Source organism: Streptomyces sirii (assembly GCF_045690365.1).
Lineage (GTDB): Bacteria > Actinomycetota > Actinomycetes > Streptomycetales > Streptomycetaceae > Streptomyces > Streptomyces sirii.
Map to the genome: position 1 here is coordinate 5,943,758 of NZ_CP147982.1, position 25,089 is coordinate 5,968,846.

Here is a 25,089-nt window from a genome sequence, read left to right on the forward strand (position 1 = left end):
CCCTGAGCCGCCCCAGGCGGCCCGGGGCCGGTGCCGGCGGCTCAGGCCAGTCCCCGGCGGGCGACCGCCGGGGGCCGGTGGCCGGCGATGGAGGCCACCATCTCCAGCACCTGCCGGGTCTCGGCGACCTCGTGGACGCGGTAGACCTGGGCGCCCAGCCAGGCCGACACGGCGGTGGTCGCCAGCGTGCCCAGCACCCGCTCCTTGACCGGCTTGTCGAGCGTCTCGCCGACGAAGTCCTTGTTGGACAGCGAGACCAGCACCGGCCAGCCGGTGTCGGCCATCTCGCCCAGCCGCCGGGTCGCCTCCAGGCTGTGCCGGGTGTTCTTGCCGAAGTCGTGCCCCGGATCGATCAGGATCGCGTCGCGCCGGACGCCCAACTCCGCGGCCCGCTCCGCCAGTCCGAGCGTCACCCGCAGGATGTCCGCCATCACGTCGTCGTACGTCACCCGATGCGGGCGGGTGCGCGGCTCGACGCCGCCGGCGTGGGTGCACACCAGGCCGACGTCGTACCGCGCCGCGACCTCGGCGAGCCGCGGATCGACGCCGCCCCAGGCGTCGTTGAGCAGGTCCGCGCCGGCCTCGCAGACCGCCTCGCCGACCTCGTGCCGCCAGGTGTCCACGCTGATCACCACGTCGGGGAAGCGCCTGCGGACCTCGGCGACGAAGCCGACCGTGCGGCGGGCCTCCTCCTCGGCGTCGACGTCCTCGCCGGGGCCGGCCTTGACGCCGCCGATGTCGATGATCGCGGCGCCGTCGGCCACCGCCTGCTCCACGCGGGCGAGCGCCGGCTCGTCATGGAAGGTGGCGCCCTGGTCGTAGAACGAGTCCGGGGTCCTGTTGACGATGGCCATGATCACCGGCTCATGCGCCTCGAACTCGCGTTTCCCCAGCCGCAGCATTCCCTGACTTCCTCTCCGTGGTCCGGGAGCGACCCTAACTGTCGGACCCGCATGGCACGATCGAGGCAGGCACATAGTCCGGGGAGTTGGTCGTGTTCTGGTTCTTGCTGATCGCGATGGTCGTGGTGGTGGCCGCGGTCACGCTCGTGGTCGTCGGCGGCGGTGACGGCGGTGGGCTGCGGGATTCCGAGCCGGACCGGCTGTACGACCCGCTGCCCGCGGACCGCCCGGTCGGCCGCGCCGATGTGGACGCCGTGCGGATCGCGGTGACCGTCCGCGGCTATCGGATGAACGACGTCGACGACGTCCTGGACCGTCTGGGCGCCGAGCTGGCCGAGCGCGACGCCCGGATCGCCGAGCTGGAGGCGGCCCTGGCCGGCGCACATGCGGCGGCGATGGGCGCCCCGGGGCTCATCGAGGACGCCGGGCAGCCGGGTGGGACGGGTCCGCAGTCGCGGCCCGGGGCCGGCGGCCCGGAGACCGCCGGCGCCCCCGAGGCGCCCTGGCGTACGGAAGGCGAGGAGCAGGCATGAGCGGTGTGGTGACCGAACCGGACGGCCTGGCGCGCTGCCCCTGGGGCATGGCGTCGGAGAAGATGGCCGACTACCGCGCGTACCACGACACGGAGTGGGGCCTGCCGGTCCACGGCGATGACGCGCTCTTCGAGCGGATGACCCTGGAGGCCTTCCAGTCCGGGCTCTCCTGGATCACGATCCTGCGCCGCCGCCCCGGCTTCCGCGCCGCGTTCGCCGGCTTCCGGATCGCCGAGGTGGCGCGGTTCACCGAAGCGGACGCCGAGCGGCTGCTCGCCGACCCCGGCATCATCCGCAACCGCGCCAAGATCGCCGCGACGATCAACAACGCCCAGGTCGCCGCCGAGCTGTCCGGCGGCGAACTGGACGAGCTGATCTGGTCCTACGCCCCCGACCGGGCCGGCCGGCCCGTGCCACGCACCCTCGCGGACGTCGAGCCGGTGACCCCGGAGTCGAAGGCGCTCGCCAAGGAGCTCAAGAAGCGCGGCTTCCGCTTCGTCGGACCGACCACCGCCTACGCGATGATGCAGGCGTGCGGCCTGGTCAACGACCATCTGGCGGCCTGCCATGTGCGCCGGGCCGTGGAGGCGGCGGCCGGCTGACCCCGGGGCCGGCCGGCCGACCCGCGTCAGCCGGCCGGATCGGCCGCCGGGCTCAGCGGCCCAGGTAGACCGGCTTCTCCTTCTTCACAAACGCCTCGACCGCGATCCGGTGGTCCTCCGACGCGCCGGCCCGGACCTGGAGTTCGTCCTCCTTGCCGAGGGTCTCGGCGAGCGAGTGCCCGGCGCCGTACGCCAGCGACTCCTTGAGCGCGGCGTAGGCGGCGGTCGGCCCCTGGGCCAGCCGGCGGGCGACGGCCGCGGCCTCCTGCGCCAGCTCGTCGGCCGGTACGACCTTGTTGGCGATGCCCAGTTCGTGCGCCTCCTGGGCGCTGATGCTGCGCGGGAAGAGCAGCAGATCGGCGGCCCTGCCATGGCCGATCAGCCGGGGCAGCGTCCAGGACATCCCGGAGTCGGCGGTCAGCGCGACGCCGGCGAAGGAGGTGTTGAAGGACGCGGAGTCGGCGACGACGCGGTAGTCGGCGGCCAGCGCGAAGCCCGCGCCGGCGCCCGCGGCGACCCCGTTGACGCCCGCGACCACGGGCTTGGGCATCTCGGTCAGCGCCGTCACGATCGGGTTGTAGTGCTCACGCACGGTGTTCATGGTGCCGCCGGTACCGTCGGCGTGGTCCTGCATCAGCAGGCCGATGTGCTCCTTGAGGTCCTGGCCGACGCAGAAGGCCCGCCCGGTGGCGGTGAGCAGCACGGCCCGTACGGCGGGGTCGGCGGCGGCCTCCTGCACGGTGTCCCGCAGCAGGACCTTCGCCTCGATGTTCAGCGCGTTCATCGCGTCGGGGCGGTTGAGCGTGATCGTCGCGAGTCCGTCGGTCACGTCGTAGAGCACGGTGTCGGCCATAGTTGGGAGTCCCCTCCGTCGCGGCTCGGACTGCTCGGCAGCGGCAGTCAGCGCTCAGGATGCCGGAGATCAACGGCGGTGCGCATGTGACGTACATCAAAGAAAGCGGGCGCGTCGGACAGCGGCGGGTGGAGGAGTATCGCAGCCCCCTCCCCGAATTGGGTGGGTTTGAGAGAGCGCGTTGCCGAAGGGATGCTCCCCGATGTTGGTCATCGGGTCGTTCGATGCGGGATAATGGCCTGGAAGCAATGTGTTCGATGCCGGTGACACGAGCCTATTCGGGCCGTCGGCTGAGATGAGCTGGTTTCAGGAAGGGGAACGAGCATGGCGGCCATGAAGCCGCGGACGGGTGACGGCCCGCTCGAGGTGACCAAGGAGGGGCGGGGCATCGTCATGCGCGTTCCGCTCGAAGGCGGCGGGCGGCTCGTCGTCGAGCTGACCCCCGACGAAGCCAAGGCCCTGGGTGAGGCCCTGGAGAAGGTCACCGTCTGACAAGGGCGGAGAAACCGGCGGATTCCCGGGGCTGACCCGGTACCACCAGCCGACATTACCCCGGCCCCGGCACGCGGCGCGCATGACAGGCGCGCCGCGTGCCGGGGCCGTTCTGGTCCGCGGAACATGCCGCCCGGGCGGCCGTGACGGGGCGGCTCAGCCGCGCTTGACCGCGCAGAGCAGCCCGTCGCCGACCGGCAGCAGGGACGGCACCAGCGAGGTGCTCTCCCGGATGGCCCGCAGCAGCTCCCGCAGTCGCAGTACCTCCGCGGGCTGCACCGCCGAATCGACCGTACGGCCGTCCGCGAAGACGCCCTCGAAGCACACCAGGCCGCCCGGGCGCAGCAGACGCAACGATTCAGCGAGGTACTCCAGGCACTCCATCAAGTCGCCGTCGCAGAAGACGAGGTCGTATCCGCCGTCCGCGAGCCGGGGGAGGACGTCCAGCGCCCGGCCGGGGATGAAGCGGGCGCGGTTCCCGGCGAAGCCGGCCGAACGGAACGCCTGCTTGGCGAAGGTCTGCCGCTCGGGCTCGGGATCCACGGTGGTCAGCACGCCGTCGGGCCGCATGCCGTGCAGGAGGTAGATGCCCGACACGCCCGTGCCGGTGCCGATCTCGGCGACGGCCTTGGCGTCGGCGGTGGCGGCGAGCATGCGCAGGGCCGCGCCGGTGCCGGTCGTCACCGTACGGATGCCGGCTTCCCGGGCGCGGTCGCGGGACCAGCGCAGGGCGGCCTCGGCGCTGTCGTCGATGGTCCCGGCGCCGTACGCCTCGGCGAATGCCAAGCTCGTCTGCCGGTTGCCGGTAATGGCCCTCTCCTGTCCCCGTAGTTGACGCAACCGTGACTGTATCCGCTGTGTGCGGGAACCCGCAGATGGGACCGGGCGTTATGGAGGGGGAGGGGGAAGACGGGGGGACGCAGTGGTGAAGACCGCGCGAGAATCGAGTCAAGGCCAGAAGCAGGACCAAATGCAGGTCAAATCTGCTTATCCGGAGCTAACGGGCGAGGTGGATATGGTAGGGGCTCTACTGGACACCACCAGAGCCACCAGGGGAGGTGCGGCTGCGGCGGGTGACCGAGGAGTGCTGAGGCGCTTGAAGAGGTCGTTCGCCGAGCCGAAATCCGTGACAAACACCGCTGACCGTTTCCTCCCCCACTCTCGACTTCGTTCGAGCGGGGGGACCGCCAACGCCGACTCCGCACCCAGCGCGACCTTCGCCGCGGACGCGGATGTCCAGGCGTGGACTCCGCCCACCTGGGAGGAGATCGTCAGCACGCACAGCGCCCGGGTCTACCGCCTCGCCTATCGCCTCACCGGCAATCAGCACGACGCCGAGGACCTCACCCAGGAGGTGTTCGTCCGCGTCTTCCGCTCGCTGTCGACGTACACCCCCGGCACCTTCGAGGGCTGGCTGCACCGCATCACCACCAACCTCTTCCTGGACATGGTCCGCCGTCGGCAGCGTATTCGCTTCGACGCGCTCGGTGACGACGCGGCCGAGAAGCTGCCCAGCCGGGAGCCCGCGCCGCAGCAGCACTTCGACGACACCCACTTCGACGCCGATGTGCAGCATGCGCTGGACACCCTCGCGCCGGAGTTCCGCGCCGCCGTGGTCCTGTGCGACATCGAGGGCCTGTCGTACGAGGAGATCGCCGCGACGCTCGGCGTCAAGCTCGGCACGGTCCGCAGCCGGATCCACCGCGGCCGCTCCCATCTGCGCAAGGCGCTCAAGCACCGCGCTCCGGCCACGCGTGGCGAGGAGCGCGAGCGGCGCCGTTCGCTGGCCGTGGTGCCCACGGGGGAGGTAGGGATCGCGTGAGCCTCAGTGGCGGTCCGTCCCCCGCCGAGCAGCATCTCGGCGACCGCCTCGCGGCCCTGGTCGACGGCGAGTTGGGCCATGACGCGCGCGAGCGGGTGCTCGCGCATCTCGCGACCTGCGCGAAGTGCAAGGCGGAGGCCGACGCCCAGCGTCGGCTCAAGAGCGTGTTCGCCGAGGCGGCGCCCCCCGGCCCGTCCGCGGGGCTGCTGGCGCGCCTGCAGCAGCTGCCCGGCGGCGACGCCGGCGGTCCCGGCAGCCGGCTCGGCGGCGGTGGCCTCGGCTCCGGTGAGTTCGCCCGGGGCGGCGGCGCGTTCCGCTATGTCCCCACCGGCGACCACTCCGGCCATGCGATGGCGGCGATGCCCGCCCAGTCCCGCGGTCGCGGCTTTCGCGCGCAGGAGGCCGTGCGGCCCGCACAGCGGCGCCGGTTCGCCTTCGCGGCGGCCGGTGCGGTCTCGCTCGCGGCCTTCGCGCTCGGCGGCGCCCTCCCGCTGGAGGCGGCCGTCGACGTGACCGGCCCGCGCACGGACGGCGGCGGCACGGCCGCCACCCCGCTCAGCGCCAGCCCCGCCGCCGACAGCGGCTCCCTGCTGCGCACGGGGCAGTTCCTTTCGGCCGGGAACTCCCAGCCAGGCGCCTGGCCCGAGTCGGGCGGCCCGACCCTGGCTCCGGCCCCCAGCGCGATGGCTCTGCAGGGCCCCGGCGCCCCGTCCGCTTCGGCCCCGCCCGCCGCCCCGGCCGGCCGCTTCGGCCTCTCGCCGCTGATAGCCGCGACCGGTCCGGCATCCGCGTACCACCTCTCGCCGCTCGCCGTCGCGACCGGCAACACCCCGGTGCGCCAGCATCCGCCCGCGCTCCCGCCCCTGGAGCCCAAGCGCCCGCTGATCGGCTCCGCGGCCGCGGCCGGCCCCGCCTCCCAGGGCGCGCCCACCGCCCCGCGCTGACCGTCCCCTGCGCATCCCCGCGCGGAACTGGTTGAATCGCTGCCAGGCGGCGCACCTTTCACCGGGCGCGGACCGCGAGGTGGTGGTGGCCCGCATGAGCGCGGGCGAATTCTGGGGAGAGCATGGACGACGGTAAGGCCGCCGGGTCGAAGCTGAAGTGGTGGAGCCGCCCGGGACGCCCCCCGGGCACGCAGCCGTCCGCCGAGGCCGGTCCGCAGGTGGTGCGCCCCGCCGACGGCCCGGCGGAGACGCCGGTGACCGACGCGTCCGGCATATCCGGTGTGCCCGACGCGGAGGAGTCGGGGGACTGGATCGTGCGTCCGCCGCAGCGGAGCGCGGCGCCGGCCGCCGCCCCGGAGGCGACCGACGCCATCGCGGCGCGGGAAGCGGCCATGGCGGGCGAGCTGCCCGGCTCCGGTGAAATATCCGGCGTCGGCGAGGAGTTGGCGGTCGCGGCGGCCGGCTCGGCGGAGCGCACCGGCGCCGAGCCGCCCGCGCCGCCCACCGCGACCGCGGCGACATCCGCCGAGGCACCCGCCGCACCGCCGCGGCCGCTGCACCCCGAGGACCCGTACGGCACCCCTCCGTACGGCGGCCCCGGACCGTGGGCCCCGGCGCCGCCCGTGCAGCGGCCGGAGCCCCGTCCCACCGCGATGGGCTGGGCCCCCGGACACCCCGGAGCGACTCCCGCGCAGGGCACCGCCCTGCCGCCGTCCGCCGGGCCGCTGCCGCCGTACGGAGCGCCGGCCCAGGCGGCGGGCTACGCCGGACCCCCGCAGTCGCCGCCGACCGCACCGCAGGCGGCGCACGGCAGCGGCCCCGCCGCGCCGCCCGCCCGGCCGCCGGCCGCCCCGTCGCCGGCCGCCGAGGACCGCGCGCCGGCCGCACCCGGCGCTGATCAGCGGCCCCCGGAGCGTACGGACGAGGCCGCGCACGCCAGGGCCGCCACCGAGCCCGGCGGGCCCGCGCGGCCGGTACTCCACAAGCCCGGCCCCCAGCAGCCGGGGAGCCCGGCCGACGCACCCCAGGCGCAGCCGCACCCCGCACCGGCGCCGCCCGGCGGGCCGCACGGCCCCGCCCCGACCCACGACCACGCGCCCGCTCCGCACGGCGCCTGGCACCAGTACGACCCCTGGAGCGCGCCCCTGCAGGGCGGGCCGGTCGCCGTGCCCCCGCCGGGCTCCGGGCGCAGCCGCCGCGGCGCGCTGGTCGTCGGCGCGGTGGCGCTGGCGCTGCTGGCCGGCGGCGTCGGGGGCGGCATCGGCGCCTATGTCGAGCGGTACGGCGGGATCAACGACATCAAGCTGCCGCAGGCGGCCGGCGACGCGGGCGGACGCGAGCCCGACAGCGTCGCCGGGATCGCGCAGACCGCGCTGCCCGGGGTGGTCACCCTCCACGTACGGGGCAACGCCGAGCAGGGCACCGGCACCGGCTTCGTCCTCGACCGGCAGGGCCACATCCTCACCAACAACCACGTCGTCGATCCGGCCGGCGCCGGCGGCGAGATATCGGTGACCTTCAGCGGCGGCCAGACGGCCAAGGCCAAGGTCATCGGCCGGGACGGCGGCTACGACCTCGCCGTGGTGCAGGTCGAGGGCGTCACGGGCCTGCGGCCGCTCACGCTCGGCAACTCCGACTCCGTACGGGTCGGCGACCCCGTCGTCGCGATCGGCGCGCCCTACGACCTCGCCAACACCGTCACCTCCGGGATCATCAGCGCCAAGCAGCGCCCGATCACCGCGGGCGGCGAGAAGGGCGACGGCAGCGACGTCTCGTACGTGGACGCGCTGCAGACCGACGCGCCCATCAACCCGGGCAACTCCGGCGGCCCGCTGGTGGACGCCAAGGCGCGGGTGATCGGCATCAACAGCGCCATCCGCGCGGCCGACAGCGGCAGCGGCCTGGACGGCGGCGGCCAGGGCGGCAGCATAGGGCTGGGCTTCGCCATACCGATCAATCAGGCCAGGCGGGTGGCCGAGGAGCTGATCAACACCGGCCGGGCGACGCACCCGGTGATCGGCGTCACGCTGGAGATGGAGTACGCCGGCGACGGCGCCCGAGTGGGCGACCACACCAAGGACGGCAAGCCGGCGGTCATCCCGGGCGGGCCCGGCGCCAAGGCCGGGATCAAGCCGGGCGATGTGATCACCAAGGTGGACGGCGCGCCGGTGCACAGCGGCGAGGAGCTGATCGTGAAGATCCGCAGCCACCGGCCCGGCGACACGCTGATGCTGACCCTCCAAAGGGAGGGCAAGGAGCGGTCCATACGGCTCAGGCTGGGTTCCTCCACGGCTGGTTGATCGTTTGCATCGTGTTGGCACGGGCGACTCCCGCCCGACCTACGGGGCCAGGTACCGTGATAGTCGGCCTGGCCCATGGGCCGACGAAGGCCGCGGATGACCCAAGGAGCTGCTAGGTGTTCTTCGACATAGGACCCCTCGAGCTGGTAGCGATCGTCGTCCTTGCCGTACTCGTCTTCGGGCCGGACAAGCTTCCCAAGGTCATCCAGGACGTCATGGGCGTCGTCCGGAAGATCCGGGAGTTCTCCGACAGCGCCAAGGAGGACATCCGCAGCGAGCTGGGGCCGGAGTTCAAGGACTTCGAGTTCGAGGACCTCAAGCCCAAGAACTTCGTGCGCAAGCACGTCCTGGAGAAGGACGAGTACGGCCTCAAGGACCTCCAGGAGATCCGTAACGGCTTCGATCTGAAGCAGGAGATGGCAGAGGTCACCGACGCCGTGCACGGCCGCGAGAGCGCCTCCTCCGCCATGCCCTCGAACGGCTCAGGCCTTAGCCTGTCCAAGGAGTCCCCGGCCGCCTCCGGCGGTCCTGACCTGGTCAAGAAGACCGGAGTCGCGGAGCCGGGCGAGCGTCCGCCGTTCGACGCCGACGCCACCTGACACACTCCGGTATGCCCGGGCTGTGTTGACCCCTATAGCTATGCTCCGGGTGTCCGGGGTTTGGTCGCCTGAGGGGGGCGGGCCGCCCACGACGCAGGGCAACGAGGAGGCTTCCGCGCAGATGGAGACGACGAGTCGGACAGCGGAACAACAGGCGTCGGCCGGGGTCGGCCGGAAGGTGGACGGATATCTGCTGGCCGCGTTCCCGTGGTACGGCCTCGACGAGGCGTTCACCGGTCCGCGCTGGCTGATGCAGGTCGGGGCGGCCGCGGACGGCACCGTCGAGCACGGTGCCACCGGCCATGGGGAGGGGCCCACCATCAAGGCGGAGTCGCCGCAGGACGAGCGGTTCGCGGTCGTGGTGACGGTCGCCAGCCGCCCCGTACGGCGCAGCGCCGACGGCACCGGCGTACTGGAGGCCACCTCGGTCTCCACGGCCGCCTGGCTCGCCGGCTCGGGCCTGCTGGCCCACACCTGGCCGACCCAGATGGACCGCACGCTGCGCCAGGACTGGCTGGACCAGCAGACGACGCTCGCCTGGGAGCTGGCCGACGACCTCGGCGGTGGCGCCTGGAGCGAGCTGATGCTGCCGGTGGACGGGGTGCCGACCTCGTTCGCCTACCGCGAGTCGGAGTACGGCTGGGTGCTGGCGGGCTCGGCGAGCGAGGACCCCGACGGGGTGCACATCGGCGCCTACGGACGCGGGATGAGCGCCTACGGCCTGGGCTTCTCGGTCGTCAAGGACATCGCCTCGTACGAGGGATGAGCGGCGCCGACGGCCGCCGCCCAGGGGCCGGTGGCCGTGGGCATCCGGGCTCTTCTCGGTGATCGAGAACCCGGGCGCACGGCGGGACCGAGCGCGCCGGCGCAGGCAAAAGGGGCGGGCCTCACAGGGCCCGCCCCCTCTTCGCCTCAACCGGCCTCAACGAGCCCTTCGGGCATCCCTGCCGCCGCGGGCGCACGCCCTCAGAACTTGTTGCGCGGGGTGATCCCCAGCGACATCCCCGACAGACCGCGCTGCCGGCCGCCCAGCTTGCCCGCGATCGCGCGGATGGCGGAGCCGGCGGGGGAGTCCGGGTCGGTCAGCACGACCGGCTTGCCCTCGTCGCCGCCCTCGCGCAGGCGCACGTCGATCGGGATGGCGCCGAGCACCGGCACCTGCGCGCCGGTGGTCTTCGTCAGGCCCTCGGCGACCCGCTCGCCGCCGCCGGTGCCGAAGACGTCGACCAGCTCGTCGCAGTGCGGGCAGGGCAGCCCGGACATGTTCTCGACCACGCCGACGATCTTCTGGTGGGTCTGCACGGCGATCGAACCGGCCCGCTCGGCGACCTCGGCGGCGGCCTGCTGCGGGGTGGTGACCACCAGGATCTCGGCGTTCGGCACCAGCTGCGCCACCGAGATCGCGATGTCGCCGGTGCCCGGGGGCAGGTCCAGCAGCAGCACGTCCAGGTCGCCCCAGTAGACGTCGGCGAGGAACTGCTGCAGCGCGCGGTGCAGCATCGGGCCGCGCCAGACGACCGGTGCGTTGCCGGGAGTGAACATGCCGATCGAGATGACCTTCACGCCGTTGGCCGACGGCGGCATGATCATGTTCTCGACCTGGGTGGGCTTGCCGTAGGCGCCCAGCATCCGGGGCACGGAGTGGCCGTAGATGTCGGCGTCCACGACACCGACCTTCAGGCCGTCGGCCGCCATCGCCGCAGCGAGGTTGACCGTCACCGACGACTTGCCGACACCGCCCTTGCCGGAGGCGACGGCGTAGACCCGGGTCAGCGAGCCGGGCTGGGCGAAGGGCACCTCGCGCTCGGCGGTGCCGCCGCGCAGCGACGACGCCAGCTCCTTGCGCTGCTCGTCGCTCATCACCTCCAGATCGACCCGGACGCCGGTCACGCCCTCGACCCCGGCGACCGCGTCGCGCACGTTGTTGGTGATCGTCTCGCGCATCGGGCAGCCGGAGACGGTGAGGTAGACCACGACCGCCACCGCGCCGTCCGCCGCGATGTCCACCGATTTGACCATCCCCAGCTCGGTGATGGGGCGGTGGATCTCGGGGTCGTTGACCGTCGCGAGCGCGGCGCGGATCGCGTCCTCGCTCGGGGCGGCGCCTGGTGACGTCTCGGTAGCCATGCCCCGATGGTACGGCGCGTGAGGCGGCCTCCGGAAAGGCTGTCAGCGGTCGTGTTCGTCACTCTCCGCCTCGACCATCCGCCGCAGCTCCAGGTCCCGCAGCAGGTCCTGCAGCTCATCGCGGATCCAGTCGCGGGTGGCGACCTCGCCCAGACCCATCCGCAGCGCCGCGATCTCCCGGGTCAGGTACTCGGTGTCGGCGATGGAGCGCTCGTTCTGCTTGCGGTCCTGTTCGTGGGTGACCCGGTCGCGGTCGGCCTGGCGGTTCTGCGCCAGCAGGATCAGCGGCGCCGCGTACGAGGCCTGCAGCGACAGCGCCAGGGTCAGGAAGATGAACGGGTACTGGTCGAACTTCAGGCCGCTGGGCGCGGCGACGTTCCAGCTGATCCACACGATGACGATGACCGTCATCCAGACGATGAAGCGGCCGGTCCCCAGGAACCGGGCGATCTTCTCCGACAGCCGCCCGAAGGCCTCCGGGTCGTACTCCGGCAGGAACGTACGGCGCGGTGCGCGCGGCACGTCCAGGCGCACCCGGGGCCGCTCGGCGCCCCGCCGCACCGCCGAGGCGCCGTTCGCCCGCGAGCGCTCCCTGCCCTCCCGTTCCTCAGCTCCCATCCGCGGCCTTCCCCAGGCGCCCGGCGCCGGTCAGCCCGGCCGCCCCCTCGCCGTGCAGCTCGGCCTCCCGCCAGTCCTCCGGCAGCAGATGGTCCAGTACGTCGTCGACGGTGACCGCGCCCAGCAGCGCGCCGCTCTCGTCCACGACCGGCGCGGCCACCATGTTGTACGCGGCCAGATAGCTGGTCACCTCCGGCAGCGGGGTGTCCGGTGGCAGCGGGGGCAGGTCGGTGTCGGCGATCGAGCTGACGAGGGTGAACGGCGGGTCCCGCAGCAGCCGTTGGAAGTGCACCAGGCCCAGGTACTTCCCGGTGGGCGTCTCGTCCGGCGGCCGGCAGACGTAGACCTGGGCGGCCAGCGCGGGGGAGAGGTCCGGGTCGCGCACCCGGGCCAGCGCATAGGCGACGGTGGCGTCCGGGCGCAGCACGATCGGGTCGGTGGTCATCAGGCCGCCCGCGGTGCGCTCCTCGTAGGACATCAGCCGCCGCACATCGGCGGCCTCCTCCGGCCGCATCAGCTCCAGCAGCCGCTCCACCTCCTCCTCCGGCAGCTCGCCGAGCAGGTCGGCGGCGTCGTCGGGGTCCATCGCCTCCAGGACGTCCGCGGCCCGCTCCTCCTTCAGCTTGCTGATGATCTCGATCTGGTCGTCCTCCGGCAGCTCCTCCATCACGTCGGCGAGCCGGTCGTCGTCGAGCGCCGCGGCGACCTCCGCTCGGCGCTTGGGGGAGAGGTGGTGCAGCACACCGGCGAGGTCGGCCGGGCGCAGCTGCTCGAACGTGGCCAGCAGGCTCTCGGCGCCCTGCCCGTGCTCCTCCAGGGAGAAGCCGGTCACCGCCGACCACTCCACCGTCAGGGTCTCGCCCTTGCGGCGCAGCGCCCCGCCCTTGCCCTTGCGCACGAAGACCTTGTCGATCTCCCAGTCGCGGCGGGCCGGCAGCTGGCTGATGCCGATGTCCAGGACGGTGACCTCCTCGCCGGTCTCCACCAGCCGCACCCGGCGGTCCAGCAGCTCGCCGAAGACCAACGTCTCGGACGTCCGCTGCTCGAAGCGGCGCATGTTCACGACGCCGGTGGTGATGATCTGGCCCGACTCCACACCGGTCACCCGGGTCATCGGCAGGAAGATCCGACGCCGGCTGATCACCTCGACGACCAGCCCGAGCAGCCGCGGCGGGCGCTTGCCGACCCGCAGCAGCGCGACGAGGTCCCGCAGCCGGCCGACCTGGTCGCCGTTGGGGTCGAAGACGGCGATGCCGGAGAGATGGGAGACGAAGACCCGGGGGGTCACCACTGCCATGCAGAGCGCCTCCCTTTCTCCCGTTAAGCCAGAAATAAGGCAAGAATTCGGGTTCAGGCTAACGCGCCCGGACCCGCGCCGCCCTGGTGAGCGAGGCCGTAGGGTGACCGCCACGCACCCCGCCGACGAGCCCCTGTGGCCCAGGTACGCTGCCGTACTGGCTGTCGAGGTCACCCGCATCAGGAGGCAGAGCCGACGTGAGCGCAATCCCCCGGGGGGCCGGCCCCCGACCCCTGGCCGGAGGGGCCCGCCGCACGGGCCGGACCGCGCTCGCGGGGGCGGCCTGCGTGGCACTGGCCGCGACGCTGGCGGGCTGCGCCGGGGAGGACCCGGACGCCGGCACCAACGGTGTGGGGAAGCTGCCGCCCGCCAAGATCGAGTCCAAGGCGCTGGCCGCGGCCCAGCAGGCCGACACGGTGCGCCTGTCCGGCAGCGTCGTCAGCCACGGCCGTACGTACAAGCTCAACATGAGCCTGGCGAAGAACGGCGCCAAGGGCGAGCTGACCACCAACGCGGCCGCCTTCCAGCTGCTGCGGGTCGGCAAGGCGCTCTACCTGAAGGCGGACGCGGCGTTCTGGGCCGGCGAGAAGAGCGGCTCGTCCGGTGCGCCCGACCAGGCCGCGGCGCGCAAGCTCGGCGGCAAGTACGTCAAGGTGCCCGCCGCCGACCCGGTCCACAAGCGCTTCAGCGGCTTCACCGACAAGGACACCCTGCTGGCCGGCCTGCTCGGGCTGCACGGCAAGCTGACGGCCGGCGACCGCGGCGACGTCGACGGCGTCCGTACCATCCGGCTGTCCGCCGCCGCGGGCTCCGGCGGCACTTTGGACGTGTCGCTGGAGGGCACGCCCTACCCGCTGCGGCTGCGGCGCGCCGGCGATGCGGGCGTGGTCCGGCTCGCCGACTGGGGCAAGAGCGTGGACCTCAAGGCGCCGCCCAAGGACCAGGTCGTGGACTACGGCACGCAGATCTCCGGCAAGGGCTGAGCCCTCGGGGCTTCACCCTCAGCCCTTGCGGCCGCGGCGCAGCAGCTTGGGCAGCGCGGCCGGGATGGGCCGCCGGGTGATCGCGGCGGAGGCCAGCGGCGGCGCGGCGTGCGAGACGTCCGGCATCGTGCCGGGCCGCTGCTGCGCCTCCTGACCGGTCGGCTCCAGCCGCAGCACCCGGCACTCGTCGGCCCAGCGCTCGGTGATCCGCTCCGCGTCCGGCGCGTTGAGCCGCTTGCCCTTGAGCTCCTCGACCGCGGCCAGCCAGGCCTCGCTGCGCGGGGCCGGCTCGACGACGCGGGCCTGCCAGGCGACCAGCCGGCCGCCCTTGTCCTTGCTGCGTACGGTGACCGTGGCCGTGGCGCCGTCGGCGAGCCCGAGGTCGGCCAGCGGCTGCTCACCGGTGCCGCCGCCGACGAGGCAGGCGGCACCGTCGTGCCACACGTGCCACAGCGCACGGGAGGGACCCGCCGTCCCCCGCACCCAGATGAGGCCCGACTTCTTCGTGGCCTCTTCGATGAGCGCCCGATCCTGCAGGGCCTGCGACACGGTCTCCGTCATACGGCTCAGCCTAATGGGCCCCGACGCGGGCGCCCGGGCCCGCCCAGGGCCTGAGACGGGCCGCCCCGCGCCGCGCCGCCGCCCCGGTCACAGCCAGCCGTTGCGCTTGAAGCCGCGGTGGATGCCGAAACAGATCACGGCCGTCACCACCAGCACCGCCGGATAGCCGTACTCCCAGTGGGTCTCCGGCATGAAGTCGAAGTTCATGCCGTAGATCCCGGCGATCATCGTCGGTACGGCGAAGATCGCCGCCCAGGCCGTGATCTTGCGCATGTCCTCGTTCTGCGCGACGGCCGCCTGGGCGAGGTTGGCCTGCAGGATGGAGTTGAGCAGATCGTCGAAGGACAGCACCTGCTCGTTGACCCGTGCCAGGTGGTCGGCGACGTCGCGGAAGTACTTCTGGATGTCGGAGTCGACCTGCCGCATGGGCCGCTCGCTCAGCAGCTGCATCGGCCGCAGCAGCGGCGACACCGCGCGCTTGAACTCCAGTACCTCGCGCTTGAGTTGGTAGATCCGCCCGGCGTCGCCGCCCCTGGCGGAGCCCGCCTTGCCGCCGGAGCCCTTGCCGTTGGTGCCCGAGCTGAAGACGTCGATCTCCACCTCGTCGATGTCGTCCTGCACCGCGCCGGCCACCGCCATGTAGCCGTCGACCACCTGGTCGGCGATGGCGTGCAGCACCGCGGACGGGCCCTTGGCCAGCAGCTCCGGGTCGTCCTGCAGCCGGTGCCGCAGGGCGCGCAGCGAGCCCTGACCGCCGTGCCGCACGGTCACGATGAAGTCCCGTCCGGTGAAGCACATCACCTCGCCGGTCTCCACCACCTCGCTGGTGGCGGTCAGCTCGGCGTGCTCGACGTAGTGGACCGTCTTGAAGACGGTGAACAGGGTCTCGTCGTAGCGCTCCAGCTTGGGCCGCTGGTGGGCGTGCACGGCGTCCTCGACGGCGAGCGGGTGCAGCCCGAACTCCTTGGCGATACCGGCGAATTCGGCCTCGGTGGGCTCGTGCAGCCCGATCCAGGCGAAGCCGCCGTCGGCCCGCGCCCCGGCCATCGCCTCGGCCGGGCTGACGTGCTCGCTCACCCGGCGTCCCTCGCGGTAGACACCGCAGTCGACGATGGCGCTGTTCGCACAGGCCGGGGTGGAGTTCTCGTAGTGGTAGGGGGAGTCATCGCGGCGCCGGGACGGGCGTACGGCGGCGCGCAGGTCGCGGATCATCGACATGGCAGGCTCCTTCACGGGCCGGCCGTCAACTGGGGGCGCGGGGCGCAACGCTGCCCGGAACGTGGACGTACGAGACTCCATTGGTCGTACGTCCGCAAAGCGGGCGGCGCTCCGTGCGGAACAGTGACGGCAGTTCGCAGAGACACGGAACAAAGAGTCGAAGGCGCTCTTCCGTCATCTACATCCGGCGCAAAGGCGCTTCCTGGGTTTCGCCGCTCAGCGGCGGGGTACGGAAGCTCTCGGATCAGGAGATGCGCTGCGCGAGGGGATGACGGGAGAACTATCGGTACTGCACGGTCGACTCGGATCCACCGCAGCCCCACCTCCTCCGGCCGGTCCCCGTTGGGGGACGACGTCATTCCCTGACCAGACGGCCAGGCTATCAGCCGCCTGAAGCGTTCCGGCGCCGTTTTGCCTGTTCGATACGAACCGTTGAGCCGCGGCGCGGCCACCTTTCGGTGGGTATCGGACTCTCCCCTGCGCCAACGGAGTGCAGGGGCGCGGCGCGGGCCGGGCGAGGGGCCGGCCCTATGCTCGCGACATGTCTGACGTTCTTGAGCTGGTCGAAGCCCGGTTGCGTACGAGCCTGGGCGAGCCGGACGCGCGCGCCGCGGTCACGTTCCTGGGGACCGACCGCATCGAGGTGCTCCGCTTCGCGGACGACGGGGTGGTGAGGTACGCCACGCTCGGGATGTCCGCCCAGCCGATGGCCGACCCCACGGTCGTGCTGGCCGACCCGCTGCGCGGCCCGCGCGCCGAACTCGTCCTGTCCGTACGGGGCGGCCGCGCGGACACCGACAAGGTGCTCCGGCCGCTCGCCGTGCTGGCCGCGTCCCCGCAGGTCGAAGGGGTGGTCGTGGCGCCGGGTGCCTCGCTGGACGTGGGGGAGCCGCTGTGGCCGGGCGCGGCGTTCACCTCGGTGCTGGTGGCGGAGCCCGGCGGTCTGATCGAGGACCTGGAGCTGGACGAGCCGATGGAGCCGGTCCGCTTCCTCCCGCTGCTGCCGATGACGCCCAACGAGGCCGCCTGGAAGCGGGTGCACGGTGCCGAGGCCCTCCGGGAGCGCTGGCTGAGGCACGGCACGGACCTGCGGGATCCGCTGCGCAGCGGCGTACCGCTCGACTGAACCGGCGGGCGGCGGCGCGGCGGCCGTCCCGTCGCCCCGTCGGTCCGCCGGACGCGGACGGGGCGTCAGTTCCCTTCGTCAGGCCGTCCGATGGCCCGGCCCTTCTCAGCCGGCGACGACCGTGGCCCCGTCCTGCGCGGTGTGCCGGGGCCGGGGCTCCTCGGCCCCGATCGTCAGCGCCCGTCGGCGGACGGCGACGATGCCGGCGCCGGTCAGCGCCGCGGCGGCCGCGATCACGAAGGGGAGGTGGACGTCGGTCCACTCCTCGATCTTGGGCGCGAGGAACGGCGCGGCCGCCGCGGCGAACCACCGCACGAAGTTGTAGCCGGCGCCGGCCACCGGGCGCGGCACGGGCGAGACGCCCAGTGCCAGTTCGGTGAACACGGTGTTGTTCAGGCCGATGAGGGCACCGGACAGGACCGTGCAGACGATGGCGGTGGTGTGGTCGCCGTAGCCCAGCACGATCAGGTCGACGGCGAACAGGACCAGCGAGGCGCCCAGCACCTTCAGCGAGCCGAAGCGGTGCTGCAGCCGGGGTGCCACGAGCACCGAGAACACCGCGAGCAGCGCACCCCAGGCGAAGAAGACGCCCCCCGACCCGTAGGGGGACATGTCGAGCACGAACGGGGTGAAGGCCAGCACCGTGAAGAAGGCGTAGTTGTAGAAGAAGGCCGAGGCGGCGGCGGAGGCCAGGCCGCCGTGGCCGAGCGCCCGCACGGGGTCGAGGAGCCCGGTCTTCCGGGCCGGCCCGGGCTGCTCCTTGAGGAAGGCCGTGACGGCGAGGAAGCCGACGGCCATCAGGGCCGCGGTGCCGAAGAACGGGTAGCGCCACTTCAGGTCGCCGAGGACCGCGCCGAGCAGCGGCCCGCAGGCCATACCGAGGCCGAGGGCGGACTCGTACAGCAGGATCGCCGCGGTGGATCCGCCCGTCGCCGCGCCCACGATGACCGCCAGCGACGTGGAGACGAACAGGGCGTTGCCCAGGCCCCAGCCGGCCCGGAAGCCGACCAGTTCGCCCACCGACCCGGACATCCCGGAGAGCGCCGCGAAGACCACCACCAGCGCCAGGCCGGCGAGCAGCGTCCGGCGGCCGCCGATGCGGCTGGAGACGAAGCCGGTGATCAGCATCGCGACCGCGGTGATCAGGAAGTAGGAGGTGAACAGGAGGGAGACCTGGCTGGGGGTGGCCCGCAGGCCCCGGGCGATCGAGGGCAGGATCGGGTCGACGAGGCCGATGCCCATGAAGGCCACGACCGAGGCGCCCGCCGTGGCCCATACGGCCTTCGGCTGGCGCAGCAGGGACGGGGTGCCCTCCTGGAACGGATCGTCCGCGCCGCCGCCGTGGCCGCCGCTCTTCGTGCCGCTCATGCCGCGGTTCCCCTCTCCGTCGCCGGTTGTCCGTCCCCGGTCCCCGGTCCGCGGCGGCCGGCGGGCGGCCGTGCCGAGATCGTTGACGTTTACACATATTAAGTTAGTCCAGCTAAAGAGTGCAAGGCGCAACTACTTTTCCGGTGGGGCGGGCGGGTCTCACGATGCGGTCAATTGCGGGGCTGGGTACGTGATTCGGGGCACACCGGTCGAGTGATCGTCCTTGACGCGACGGCGGGCCAGGAGGACCGTTGGTCCTTATGAGGGGCGAACCCAGTTGCCCGAAGTGCGGAGGCCGGGTGCGGGCGCCCGGTCTCTTCTCCGACACCTGGCAGTGCTCCGCACACGGCACCGTGCATCCGCTCCAGCCGGTCGTCCCGCCGAGCGTCGAGGCGCTCGGCGTTGTCGTGCACCGCGCGCAGGTGCCCGTGTGGATGCCCTGGCCGCTGCCGGTGGGCTGGCTGTTCACCGGCGTGGCGTGCGCGGGCGACGACCGCAGCGGAGGCAGGGCGACCGCGGTGGCCTGCACGGGCCCCGGACCGCTGGGCGGCCCCGGTGAACTCCTTTTGATCGCCGAGGAACTGGGCGTCGGCCTGGGGGCGCGCTACGCCGGTATCGACGGCCCGGACCCCGGCCCCCATATGCGCGTGGATCAATCGCCGCACGGCAAGGTGCTCGCGGCCGGCCGCCCGACGCCGCTGTGGCACGTCGACGGTGCGCCGGCGGACCGTGCGGTCTTCGCCGGCGAGGCGCGCGGGCTGTGGCTGTGGGCGATCGCCTGGCCCGAGCAGGCCGGGATGCTGATGTACGACGAGCTGGTGCTGACCGATCTGCGCGAGGCGGGCGCCGAGGTGGACCTGCTGCCGTGCGGGGCGCTGTCGCCGCGGATTCTGGGCTGAGGGCGCGGCCCCGCCGAGTCGCCCCGCCGGTGCTCGGGCGCCGGAGCCGTCCGGCCGCCCGGTTATCCTTCTGAGGTCCCCTGCGGTGTCCTCGCGTCCGGTGTTCCTCCCGGGCCACGGCCCCGCGTCCGTCCCGCAGCAGTCTGGAGTCCGCGTCGTGCGCATCGATCTGCACACCCACTCCACGGCCTCCGACGGTACGGACACCCCCGCCGAGCTGGTGCGCAACGCGGCCGCCGCCGGACTGGACGTCGTCGCGCTGACCGATCACGACACCGTCGCCGGCCACGCCGCGGCGCGGGCGGCGCTGCCCGCCGGGCTGACGCTGGTCACCGGCGCGGAACTCTCCTGCCGGCTCGACGGGGTGAGCCTGCACATGCTCGCCTACCTCTTCGACCCCGAGGAGCCGGAACTCGCCCGCGAGCGGGAGCTGGTGCGCGACGACCGGGTGCCGCGCGCCCAGGGCATGGTCGCCAAGCTGCGCGACCTCGGCGTGCCGATCACCTGGGAGCAGGTCGCGCGGATCGCCGGGGACGGCGCCGTGGGGCGGCCGCACATCGCCACCGCCCTCGTCGACCTCGGCGTCGTCGGCTCCGTCTCCGACGCCTTCACCCCGCAGTGGCTCGCCAACGACGGCCGGGCGTACGTGGAGAAGCACGAGCTCGACCCGTTCGACGCGATCCGGCTGGTCAAGGCCGCGGGCGGGGTCACCGTCTTCGCGCACCCGCTGGCCGTCAAGCGCGGCCACTGCGTCCCCGAGGGCGCGATAGCCGAGCTGGCCGCGGCCGGCCTCGACGGCATCGAGGTCGATCACATGGAGCACGACGAGCCGACCCGGGCGCGACTGCGCGCGATCGGCGCCGACCTGGGTCTGCTGACCACCGGCTCCAGCGACTACCACGGCAGCCGCAAGACCTGCGGCCTGGGCGACTGCACCACCGACCCGGAGATCTACGGCGAGATCGTGCGCCGTGCGACCGGCGCCTTCCCCGTTCCCGGCACGGGCGGCTGAGGGCGGCCCGCTCCCTTCCCCTACGGGCCCGTGCGCGCCTTCCCTCGTGGGCCCGTGCGCGCCGCGCCGGCCCGCTGTCCGCTCGTCCGTACCACCTTCCGCAAGGCCTTCAACGTGTTCGACATCGCTGTCTTCAGTACCCTCTTTGTCACGCTTTTTGTGATCATGGACCCTCCGGGGATCACCCCGATCTTCCTGGCCCTGACCTCCGGCCGACCGGCCAAGGTGCAGCGCCGGATGGCCTGGCAGGCGGCGACCGTCGCCTTCTGCGTCATCGCCGTCTTCGGACTCTTCGGCCGCCAGATCCTGGGCCGGCTGCACATCTCGACGCCCGCGCTGATGATCGCGGGCGGGCTGCTGCTCCTGCTGGTCGCCCTGGACCTGCTGACCGGCAAGTCGGAGGAGCCGACCCAGACCAAGGACGTCAATGTGGCGCTGGTGCCGCTGGGCATGCCGCTGCTGGCCGGGCCCGGCGCGATCGTGTCGGTGATCCTCGCGGTGCAGCATGCGCACGGTTTCGCGGCGCAGCTCTCCGTGTGGGCGGCGATCGCGGCGATCCACGTCGTGCTGTATCTGGTGATGCGGTTCTCGCTGGTGATCATCCGTGTGATCAAGGACGGCGGGGTGGTCCTGGTGACCCGGCTGGCGGGCATGATGCTCTCCGCGCTCGCCGTGCAGCAGATCATCAACGGCGTGCTGCAGGTCATCGAGGGCGCCTGACCCCCCGGGCCCCTTCGGACGCGGCGGCGCCCCCGTACGACGTGTTCGTACGGGGGCGCCGCCGTGTGTGTATCAGCGGGCGTCGGTGTTAACGGGCGGCGGTGTCGGCCGGGCGGATGTAGATGCGCTGGCCTATGGCGGCGGCCTGCTGCACGATCCGGTTGACGGAGGCGGCGTCCACGACGGTGCTGTCCACGGCGGTGCCGTCGACATCGTCCAGGCGCATGATCTCGAAGCGCATACGGCTTCTCCCTTCGTCTGATCCTCCTGCGGAGAACTGAATGGTGTGGATCGCACGGCTTCGCTGCCAGGCGTTCCGTATGGGTACAACGACCCGCACCCTGCAATCATTCCCTACGCTAAAGAAAAATTTTGACGGTCTAAGTACTGGTGCGAAGCGCGCTTGTGCCCGCCGTCCGGCCGCCCGGACAATGGGTCCCGTATGAACGACGTCCGGCCCACGGGCCCCACCGACCTCGCCGCGCTCGCCGCAGGGATCGAGCGCACCAACGAGCTGCTCACCCGGGTGCTCGCCCAGGCCACCGCCACCACGCCGTCGACCCACGCCGCCTTCGTGGACGCCGGCTATGTCTACGCCGCGGTGGGCAAGCTGGTGGCCGGCACGGAGGACCGCAAGGGCTTCGAGCTGGACGCCGAGGGGATCATCGAGGCGTTCATCGACAAGGCCCGGACGATCTTCCCGGACAGCCGGCTGCTGCGTGTCTACTGGTACGACGGCGCCCGCCGCCGGCTGCACACCCAGGACCAGCAGCGCATCGCCGAGCTGCCCGACGTCAAGGTCAGGCTCGGCAACCTCAACGCCAACAACCAGCAGAAGGGCGTCGACTCGCTGATCCGCTCCGACCTGGAGTCGCTGGCCCGGCATCGCGCGATCAGCGACGCGGTGCTCATCGGCGGCGACGAGGACCTGGTCTCCGCGGTCGAGGCGGCGCAGGGCTACGGCGCGCGGGTGCACCTGTGGGGGATCGAGGCGCCGGGCGGCCGCAACCAGGCCGAGCCGCTGCTGTGGGAGGTCGACAGCGCGCGCATCTTCGACCTGGACTTCTGCAAGCCGTACGTCACCCGCCGGACCGGCGCCGAATATCTGGAGCAGACCGCGGCCGAGGGGCCGGCGCCCAGCCGCGAGGAGGTCCGCTTCGTCGGGGCCCGGGTCGCCGCGCAGTGGCTGTCGGAGCGGGGCCGCGACCGGGTGGCCGAACTCCTGCCCGGCCACCCGTATCTGCCCGGCACCGTCGACCAGGAGCTGCTGACCGCCGCGGAGGCGCTGCTGCGGCACTCCCTGCGCGGCCACGCCGATCTGCGCCGGGTGCTGCGGGACGGCTTCTGGGAGCACGTCCAGGCGCAGTTCTAGCCGGACACCGCCGGGACCGGCCCGGCCCCGGCGCCAGGCCGCTCAGCTCCTGGCGAGGAGCTCGGCCAGCCGGTCGAAGAAGCCCGACCAGCCCGCCTCGGCCTGCTGGTACTGCTCGCTGGTGAGGTTGCCGCCGAGCTGCCGGAAGGCCATCTCCGTACGGTCGCCGGTCTCGGTCAGGGTCACCCGTACGAGTTCGCCCTCGGCGCCGCGCGGCGCGGACTCGTCCGCGATCGTGAACTCCAGCCGCTCGGGCGGCACGACCTCGCGGTACACACCGGAGAACGGCAGCTCACCGCCGTCCGGAGTGCGCATCACCAGACTCCAGGTCCCGCCCGGCCGGACATCCATCGCCACCCGGTCGGCCGGCACCGGCACGTCCCCGCCGAACCAGTACGCGAAGTGCTCGGGCCGCGTCCAGGCCTCGAAGACCAGCTCGCGCCGGGCGTCGAAGGTCCGGTTGAGCGCGATGCCGTGCGGGTCGTCCCCGGAAGTGTCGGTCATGGTCGGGCCCTTCGTACGAAGCCGGTGCCGGCCGGGCGCCGGTGGCCGCCCGCCTTCTGCGATGCTCGCCGAACCGGCCCGCGCCCACGACACGTTCTAGTCCGGACGGCGCATCCCTGCCGCGCGCGCCGCGCCGGCAGCTGCGACGGTCGTCTGCATGAGCGATCGGCAGCCGCCCGCACCCCGCTTCGATTCCGGGGTCTCCCTCTTCCGGCATCCCGTCGAGTGGTGGCGCGGCCGGCGGCGGCGCTGCCGCGAGATGAAGTGGGAGGAGGGCTCGTGGGAGCTGCGCGAGGTGATCCGCGCCGGTATCAACGAGCTCGAAGCGCTGCTGGAGACCAAGCCGCTCCAGCCCGACAAGGCGCGGCTCGCCGACGACGTCCGCGCCGAACTCGACGAGGCGCGGGAGAAGCTCAGCCACGCGCAGCACCCCGGCCACCTGGTCGGAGCGCATCTGAGTGTGGCGCAGATCCATCTCGACGGAGCCCGCGACCTGCTCCTGCGCATGATCGAACCGGAAGAGGTCACCCCGCTCCTGCCGGGGCTGATCGCGCTCGTCCGGGAGCAGTTGCAGGTGAAGGATCCCCGGCGGATGAAGGTCGAGGACATCGGGAAGGAGACGGCCAAGCGCCCCCCGACCCAGGCGGACGTCGAGGCGATCATCGACGCGGTGAACGTCGCCCGGCTCCTGGCGCTGCGTGACCGGCTGCGCGTCGGCAGCTTCGTGCGCATCGTGAAGCACGTGTCCGCCGCGCTGGGGTTCCTCGCGGTGCTCGTCGGCGTGCTCGGCTTCTTCTTCCCGACCGTGGTGCCCCCGTGCTTCACGCCGGAGACACCGGCCGGTGCGGGCGGCAGAGGCCGTACGTTCACCACCGTCTGCCCGGTGTCCAGCAGCGGTGGCCTCAAGGCCGCCGAGGTGCCCGGCAGCATCGCGGAGCTGCCCGCGATCGAGGCCAACTACCTGGTCCTGGAGATCGTCGGGCTGCTGGCCGCCGCCATCGCCGCCGCCTCGGCGCTGCGCCGCATCAGCGGCACCGCCACCCCCTACAACGTGCCCGTGGCCCTGGCGTGGCTGAAGCTGCCGACCGGTGCGCTGACGGCGGTGCTCGGGCTGCTGCTGATGCGCGGCGGGTTCGTCCCCGGTCTGACCGCCCTGGACTCGTCGGCCCAGATCATCGCCTGGGCCATCGTCTTCGGGTATTCGCAGCAGGTCTTCACGCAGTTCGTCGACAAACAGGGGCAGGCGCTGCTGGCCGGCGTCCGCGGGCCGGGCGCGGCGGCGCCGTCCGCCAACCCCGGACCCGCGGCCGGGCCGACGGGATAGGGCGGGTCCGCCCCGGCCCCTCAGCCCACTCCGCTCCAGAACCCCGTCAGCGCCTCGGCCGTCTTCTCCGGGCGCTCGGCGTTGGGGGAGTGCTCCGCGCCCTCGATGACGCTGCGGTGAGCGGCGAGCCGCTCGGCCATCGCGTCCATCCACGGCACCGGCCAGGCGTAGTCGACGGACCCGGAGACCACATGCGTGGCCAGCCCCGTACCGGCCAGCTCCGCCACCCGGTCGGGCTCCTCCAGCATCTGACGGCCGGTCGCGATCAGCTGCTCGGGGACGGTGTTCAGCCAGCGGCGGTGCAGGAACGCGCCGATCTCCGGGGGCGTGGCGGAGTCCGCCGCCTCCGGAGGATCCAGCTCGCGCATCGCCCGCCAGACGCTCTCCATGTCGAGCGAGCCCAGCGCCTGGATCAACAGCCGCACCCGGGCCTGCTGGGCGGCCTCGATGGCCGCGGGCCCGGAGCTGAGCACGGTCAGCGAGCGGAACGGGGCGGCGTCCAGGAGCACGGCGGCCCGGGTGATCAGCCCGCCCAGCGAGTGCCCCAGCAGATGCAGCGGGCCGCTTCCGGGACCGTGCACGGCCCGCGCCTGGGCCAGCACGTCAAGGGCCAACTCCCTTTGCACATAAGCCTGTTCCTCGCGCGGTCCGGGGGACTCGTGCTGGCCGCGGCCGTCCACCGCGACCGCCCGGAACCCCGCCGCGGCCAGCGGCGCCAGCAGGGCGATGAAGTCCTCCTTGCTGCCGGTGAACCCGGGCACCAGCAAGGCCGTCCCGATCGGTGCGCCGTCGGGGCGGGCGTCGTGTACGGCGAACGCCCCGCGCTCGGTGTCGAGTCGGTATGCGTGGGCGCACGGGGGCAGCGTGAGGGTCGGCGGCCTGCTCATGCCACGAGGTTATCCGGGCCGGGCCG

Annotated in this window: 27 protein-coding genes; 15 read left to right on the plus strand and 12 right to left on the minus strand. The window is 72.9% G+C overall.

The window, feature by feature from the left end; genetic code table 11:
• Window positions 1–41 precede the first annotated feature (41 nt).
• Window positions 42–902, minus strand: coding sequence for a dihydropteroate synthase (gene folP / locus WAB15_RS26890; protein WP_407287828.1), 861 nt, complete (start codon window positions 900–902; stop codon window positions 42–44).
• Between the two features lie 92 nt (window positions 903–994).
• On the opposite strand from folP, the gene WAB15_RS26895 reads away from it, so the two are divergent.
• Both WAB15_RS26895 and WAB15_RS26900 read left to right on the plus strand, forming a co-directional pair.
• Window positions 995–1,435, plus strand: coding sequence for a DivIVA domain-containing protein (locus WAB15_RS26895; protein WP_399149689.1), 441 nt, complete (start codon window positions 995–997; stop codon window positions 1,433–1,435).
• Entirely contained in the window at window positions 1,432–2,037 is a 606-nt protein-coding gene (locus WAB15_RS26900; protein ID WP_399149688.1) for a DNA-3-methyladenine glycosylase I, read from the plus strand. The genes WAB15_RS26895 and WAB15_RS26900 overlap by 4 nt, the downstream gene beginning before the upstream one ends.
• Before the next feature lie 52 nt (window positions 2,038–2,089).
• Here WAB15_RS26900 and WAB15_RS26905 read toward each other — a convergent pair whose 3' ends face one another.
• Entirely contained in the window at window positions 2,090–2,890 is an 801-nt protein-coding gene (locus WAB15_RS26905; RefSeq protein WP_399149687.1) for an enoyl-CoA hydratase/isomerase family protein, read from the minus strand.
• Window positions 2,891–3,214: 324 nt separating this feature from the next.
• On the opposite strand from WAB15_RS26905, the gene WAB15_RS26910 reads away from it, so the two are divergent.
• On the plus strand, window positions 3,215–3,382 hold the full coding sequence (locus WAB15_RS26910) for a DUF3117 domain-containing protein (protein WP_003985072.1): 168 nt from the start codon (window positions 3,215–3,217) through the stop codon (window positions 3,380–3,382).
• 156 nt (window positions 3,383–3,538) lie between these two features.
• On the opposite strand, the gene WAB15_RS26915 is transcribed toward WAB15_RS26910, so the two are convergent.
• The gene (locus WAB15_RS26915) at window positions 3,539–4,222 is read right to left on the minus strand and encodes an O-methyltransferase (RefSeq protein ID WP_393489164.1); all 684 of its coding nucleotides are present in this window, start codon (window positions 4,220–4,222) and stop codon (window positions 3,539–3,541) included.
• A 286-nt stretch (window positions 4,223–4,508) separates the two neighbouring features.
• Here WAB15_RS26915 and sigE point away from each other — a divergent pair, with 286 nt between their 5' ends.
• From sigE to WAB15_RS26940, 5 genes are all read left to right on the plus strand, one after another.
• Window positions 4,509–5,204 carry an RNA polymerase sigma factor SigE gene (gene sigE / locus WAB15_RS26920; RefSeq protein ID WP_393489162.1) on the plus strand — a complete coding sequence of 232 codons (696 nt, stop codon included), beginning with the start codon at window positions 4,509–4,511 and terminating at the stop codon, window positions 5,202–5,204.
• A complete protein-coding gene (locus tag WAB15_RS26925; protein WP_407287829.1) occupies window positions 5,201–6,148 on the plus strand; it encodes a zf-HC2 domain-containing protein in 948 nt (315 codons plus the stop codon). The genes sigE and WAB15_RS26925 overlap by 4 nt, the downstream gene beginning before the upstream one ends.
• 122 nt (window positions 6,149–6,270) lie before the next feature.
• On the plus strand, window positions 6,271–8,448 hold the full coding sequence (locus WAB15_RS26930; RefSeq protein ID WP_407287830.1) for a trypsin-like peptidase domain-containing protein: 2,178 nt from the start codon (window positions 6,271–6,273) through the stop codon (window positions 8,446–8,448).
• Window positions 8,449–8,564: 116 nt separating this feature from the next.
• On the plus strand, window positions 8,565–9,047 hold the full coding sequence (locus tag WAB15_RS26935) for a sec-independent translocase (protein ID WP_399149684.1): 483 nt from the start codon (window positions 8,565–8,567) through the stop codon (window positions 9,045–9,047).
• A gap of 121 nt (window positions 9,048–9,168) precedes the next feature.
• Window positions 9,169–9,813, plus strand: a complete 645-nt coding sequence (locus WAB15_RS26940) for a hypothetical protein (protein WP_393489152.1) — start codon at window positions 9,169–9,171, stop codon at window positions 9,811–9,813.
• Window positions 9,814–10,013: 200 nt separating this feature from the next.
• Here WAB15_RS26940 and WAB15_RS26945 read toward each other — a convergent pair whose 3' ends face one another.
• Genes WAB15_RS26945 through WAB15_RS26955 form a run of 3 tightly spaced genes read right to left on the minus strand, consistent with a single transcriptional unit; the run spans window position 10,014 to window position 13,089 of the window.
• The gene (locus tag WAB15_RS26945; RefSeq protein WP_399149683.1) at window positions 10,014–11,174 is read right to left on the minus strand and encodes an Mrp/NBP35 family ATP-binding protein; all 1,161 of its coding nucleotides are present in this window, start codon (window positions 11,172–11,174) and stop codon (window positions 10,014–10,016) included.
• A 42-nt stretch (window positions 11,175–11,216) separates the two neighbouring features.
• The gene (locus tag WAB15_RS26950) at window positions 11,217–11,792 is read right to left on the minus strand and encodes a DUF1003 domain-containing protein (protein WP_399149682.1); all 576 of its coding nucleotides are present in this window, start codon (window positions 11,790–11,792) and stop codon (window positions 11,217–11,219) included.
• On the minus strand, window positions 11,782–13,089 hold the full coding sequence (locus WAB15_RS26955) for a magnesium transporter MgtE N-terminal domain-containing protein (protein WP_399149681.1): 1,308 nt from the start codon (window positions 13,087–13,089) through the stop codon (window positions 11,782–11,784). The genes WAB15_RS26950 and WAB15_RS26955 overlap by 11 nt, the downstream gene beginning before the upstream one ends.
• Before the next feature lie 197 nt (window positions 13,090–13,286).
• Between WAB15_RS26955 and WAB15_RS26960 the strand changes: the two genes are divergently transcribed.
• Window positions 13,287–14,072, plus strand: a complete 786-nt coding sequence (locus tag WAB15_RS26960; protein WP_407287831.1) for a hypothetical protein — start codon at window positions 13,287–13,289, stop codon at window positions 14,070–14,072.
• 18 nt (window positions 14,073–14,090) lie between these two features.
• On the opposite strand, the gene WAB15_RS26965 is transcribed toward WAB15_RS26960, so the two are convergent.
• Window positions 14,091–14,633, minus strand: coding sequence for a hypothetical protein (locus WAB15_RS26965; RefSeq protein WP_399149679.1), 543 nt, complete (start codon window positions 14,631–14,633; stop codon window positions 14,091–14,093).
• Between the two features lie 87 nt (window positions 14,634–14,720).
• Window positions 14,721–15,851 (minus strand): magnesium and cobalt transport protein CorA, encoded by a 1,131-nt coding sequence (locus WAB15_RS26970; RefSeq protein WP_399149678.1) that lies wholly within the window; start codon window positions 15,849–15,851, stop codon window positions 14,721–14,723.
• Window positions 15,852–16,392: 541 nt separating this feature from the next.
• Here WAB15_RS26970 and WAB15_RS26975 point away from each other — a divergent pair.
• Window positions 16,393–16,977 carry a suppressor of fused domain protein gene (locus tag WAB15_RS26975; protein WP_407287832.1) on the plus strand — a complete coding sequence of 195 codons (585 nt, stop codon included), beginning with the start codon at window positions 16,393–16,395 and terminating at the stop codon, window positions 16,975–16,977.
• 105 nt (window positions 16,978–17,082) lie between these two features.
• On the opposite strand, the gene WAB15_RS26980 is transcribed toward WAB15_RS26975, so the two are convergent.
• Window positions 17,083–18,345 carry an MFS transporter gene (locus WAB15_RS26980; RefSeq protein WP_407287833.1) on the minus strand — a complete coding sequence of 421 codons (1,263 nt, stop codon included), beginning with the start codon at window positions 18,343–18,345 and terminating at the stop codon, window positions 17,083–17,085.
• A gap of 260 nt (window positions 18,346–18,605) precedes the next feature.
• Here WAB15_RS26980 and WAB15_RS26985 point away from each other — a divergent pair, with 260 nt between their 5' ends.
• The 3 genes from WAB15_RS26985 (at window position 18,606) to WAB15_RS26995 (ending at window position 20,976) form a co-directional block, all read left to right on the plus strand.
• Complete coding sequence (locus tag WAB15_RS26985; protein ID WP_399149676.1) at window positions 18,606–19,244, plus strand: DUF6758 family protein; 639 nt, start codon at window positions 18,606–18,608, stop codon at window positions 19,242–19,244.
• Window positions 19,245–19,401: 157 nt separating this feature from the next.
• Entirely contained in the window at window positions 19,402–20,256 is an 855-nt protein-coding gene (locus tag WAB15_RS26990) for a PHP domain-containing protein (protein WP_399149675.1), read from the plus strand.
• 114 nt (window positions 20,257–20,370) lie between these two features.
• Window positions 20,371–20,976, plus strand: a complete 606-nt coding sequence (locus tag WAB15_RS26995) for a MarC family protein (RefSeq protein ID WP_393489635.1) — start codon at window positions 20,371–20,373, stop codon at window positions 20,974–20,976.
• Between the two features lie 88 nt (window positions 20,977–21,064).
• Here WAB15_RS26995 and WAB15_RS27000 read toward each other — a convergent pair whose 3' ends face one another.
• Window positions 21,065–21,217 carry a hypothetical protein gene (locus tag WAB15_RS27000; RefSeq protein ID WP_099871903.1) on the minus strand — a complete coding sequence of 51 codons (153 nt, stop codon included), beginning with the start codon at window positions 21,215–21,217 and terminating at the stop codon, window positions 21,065–21,067.
• A 201-nt stretch (window positions 21,218–21,418) separates the two neighbouring features.
• Between WAB15_RS27000 and WAB15_RS27005 the strand changes: the two genes are divergently transcribed.
• On the plus strand, window positions 21,419–22,348 hold the full coding sequence (locus tag WAB15_RS27005) for an NYN domain-containing protein (protein WP_407287834.1): 930 nt from the start codon (window positions 21,419–21,421) through the stop codon (window positions 22,346–22,348).
• Window positions 22,349–22,390: 42 nt separating this feature from the next.
• On the opposite strand, the gene WAB15_RS27010 is transcribed toward WAB15_RS27005, so the two are convergent.
• Window positions 22,391–22,852 carry an SRPBCC family protein gene (locus WAB15_RS27010; protein ID WP_407287835.1) on the minus strand — a complete coding sequence of 154 codons (462 nt, stop codon included), beginning with the start codon at window positions 22,850–22,852 and terminating at the stop codon, window positions 22,391–22,393.
• Window positions 22,853–23,009: 157 nt separating this feature from the next.
• Between WAB15_RS27010 and WAB15_RS27015 the strand changes: the two genes are divergently transcribed.
• Window positions 23,010–24,176, plus strand: coding sequence for a hypothetical protein (locus tag WAB15_RS27015; protein WP_407287836.1), 1,167 nt, complete (start codon window positions 23,010–23,012; stop codon window positions 24,174–24,176).
• Between the two features lie 20 nt (window positions 24,177–24,196).
• Here WAB15_RS27015 and WAB15_RS27020 read toward each other — a convergent pair whose 3' ends face one another.
• Window positions 24,197–25,063, minus strand: a complete 867-nt coding sequence (locus WAB15_RS27020; protein WP_407287837.1) for an alpha/beta fold hydrolase — start codon at window positions 25,061–25,063, stop codon at window positions 24,197–24,199.
• Window positions 25,064–25,089 lie beyond the last annotated feature (26 nt).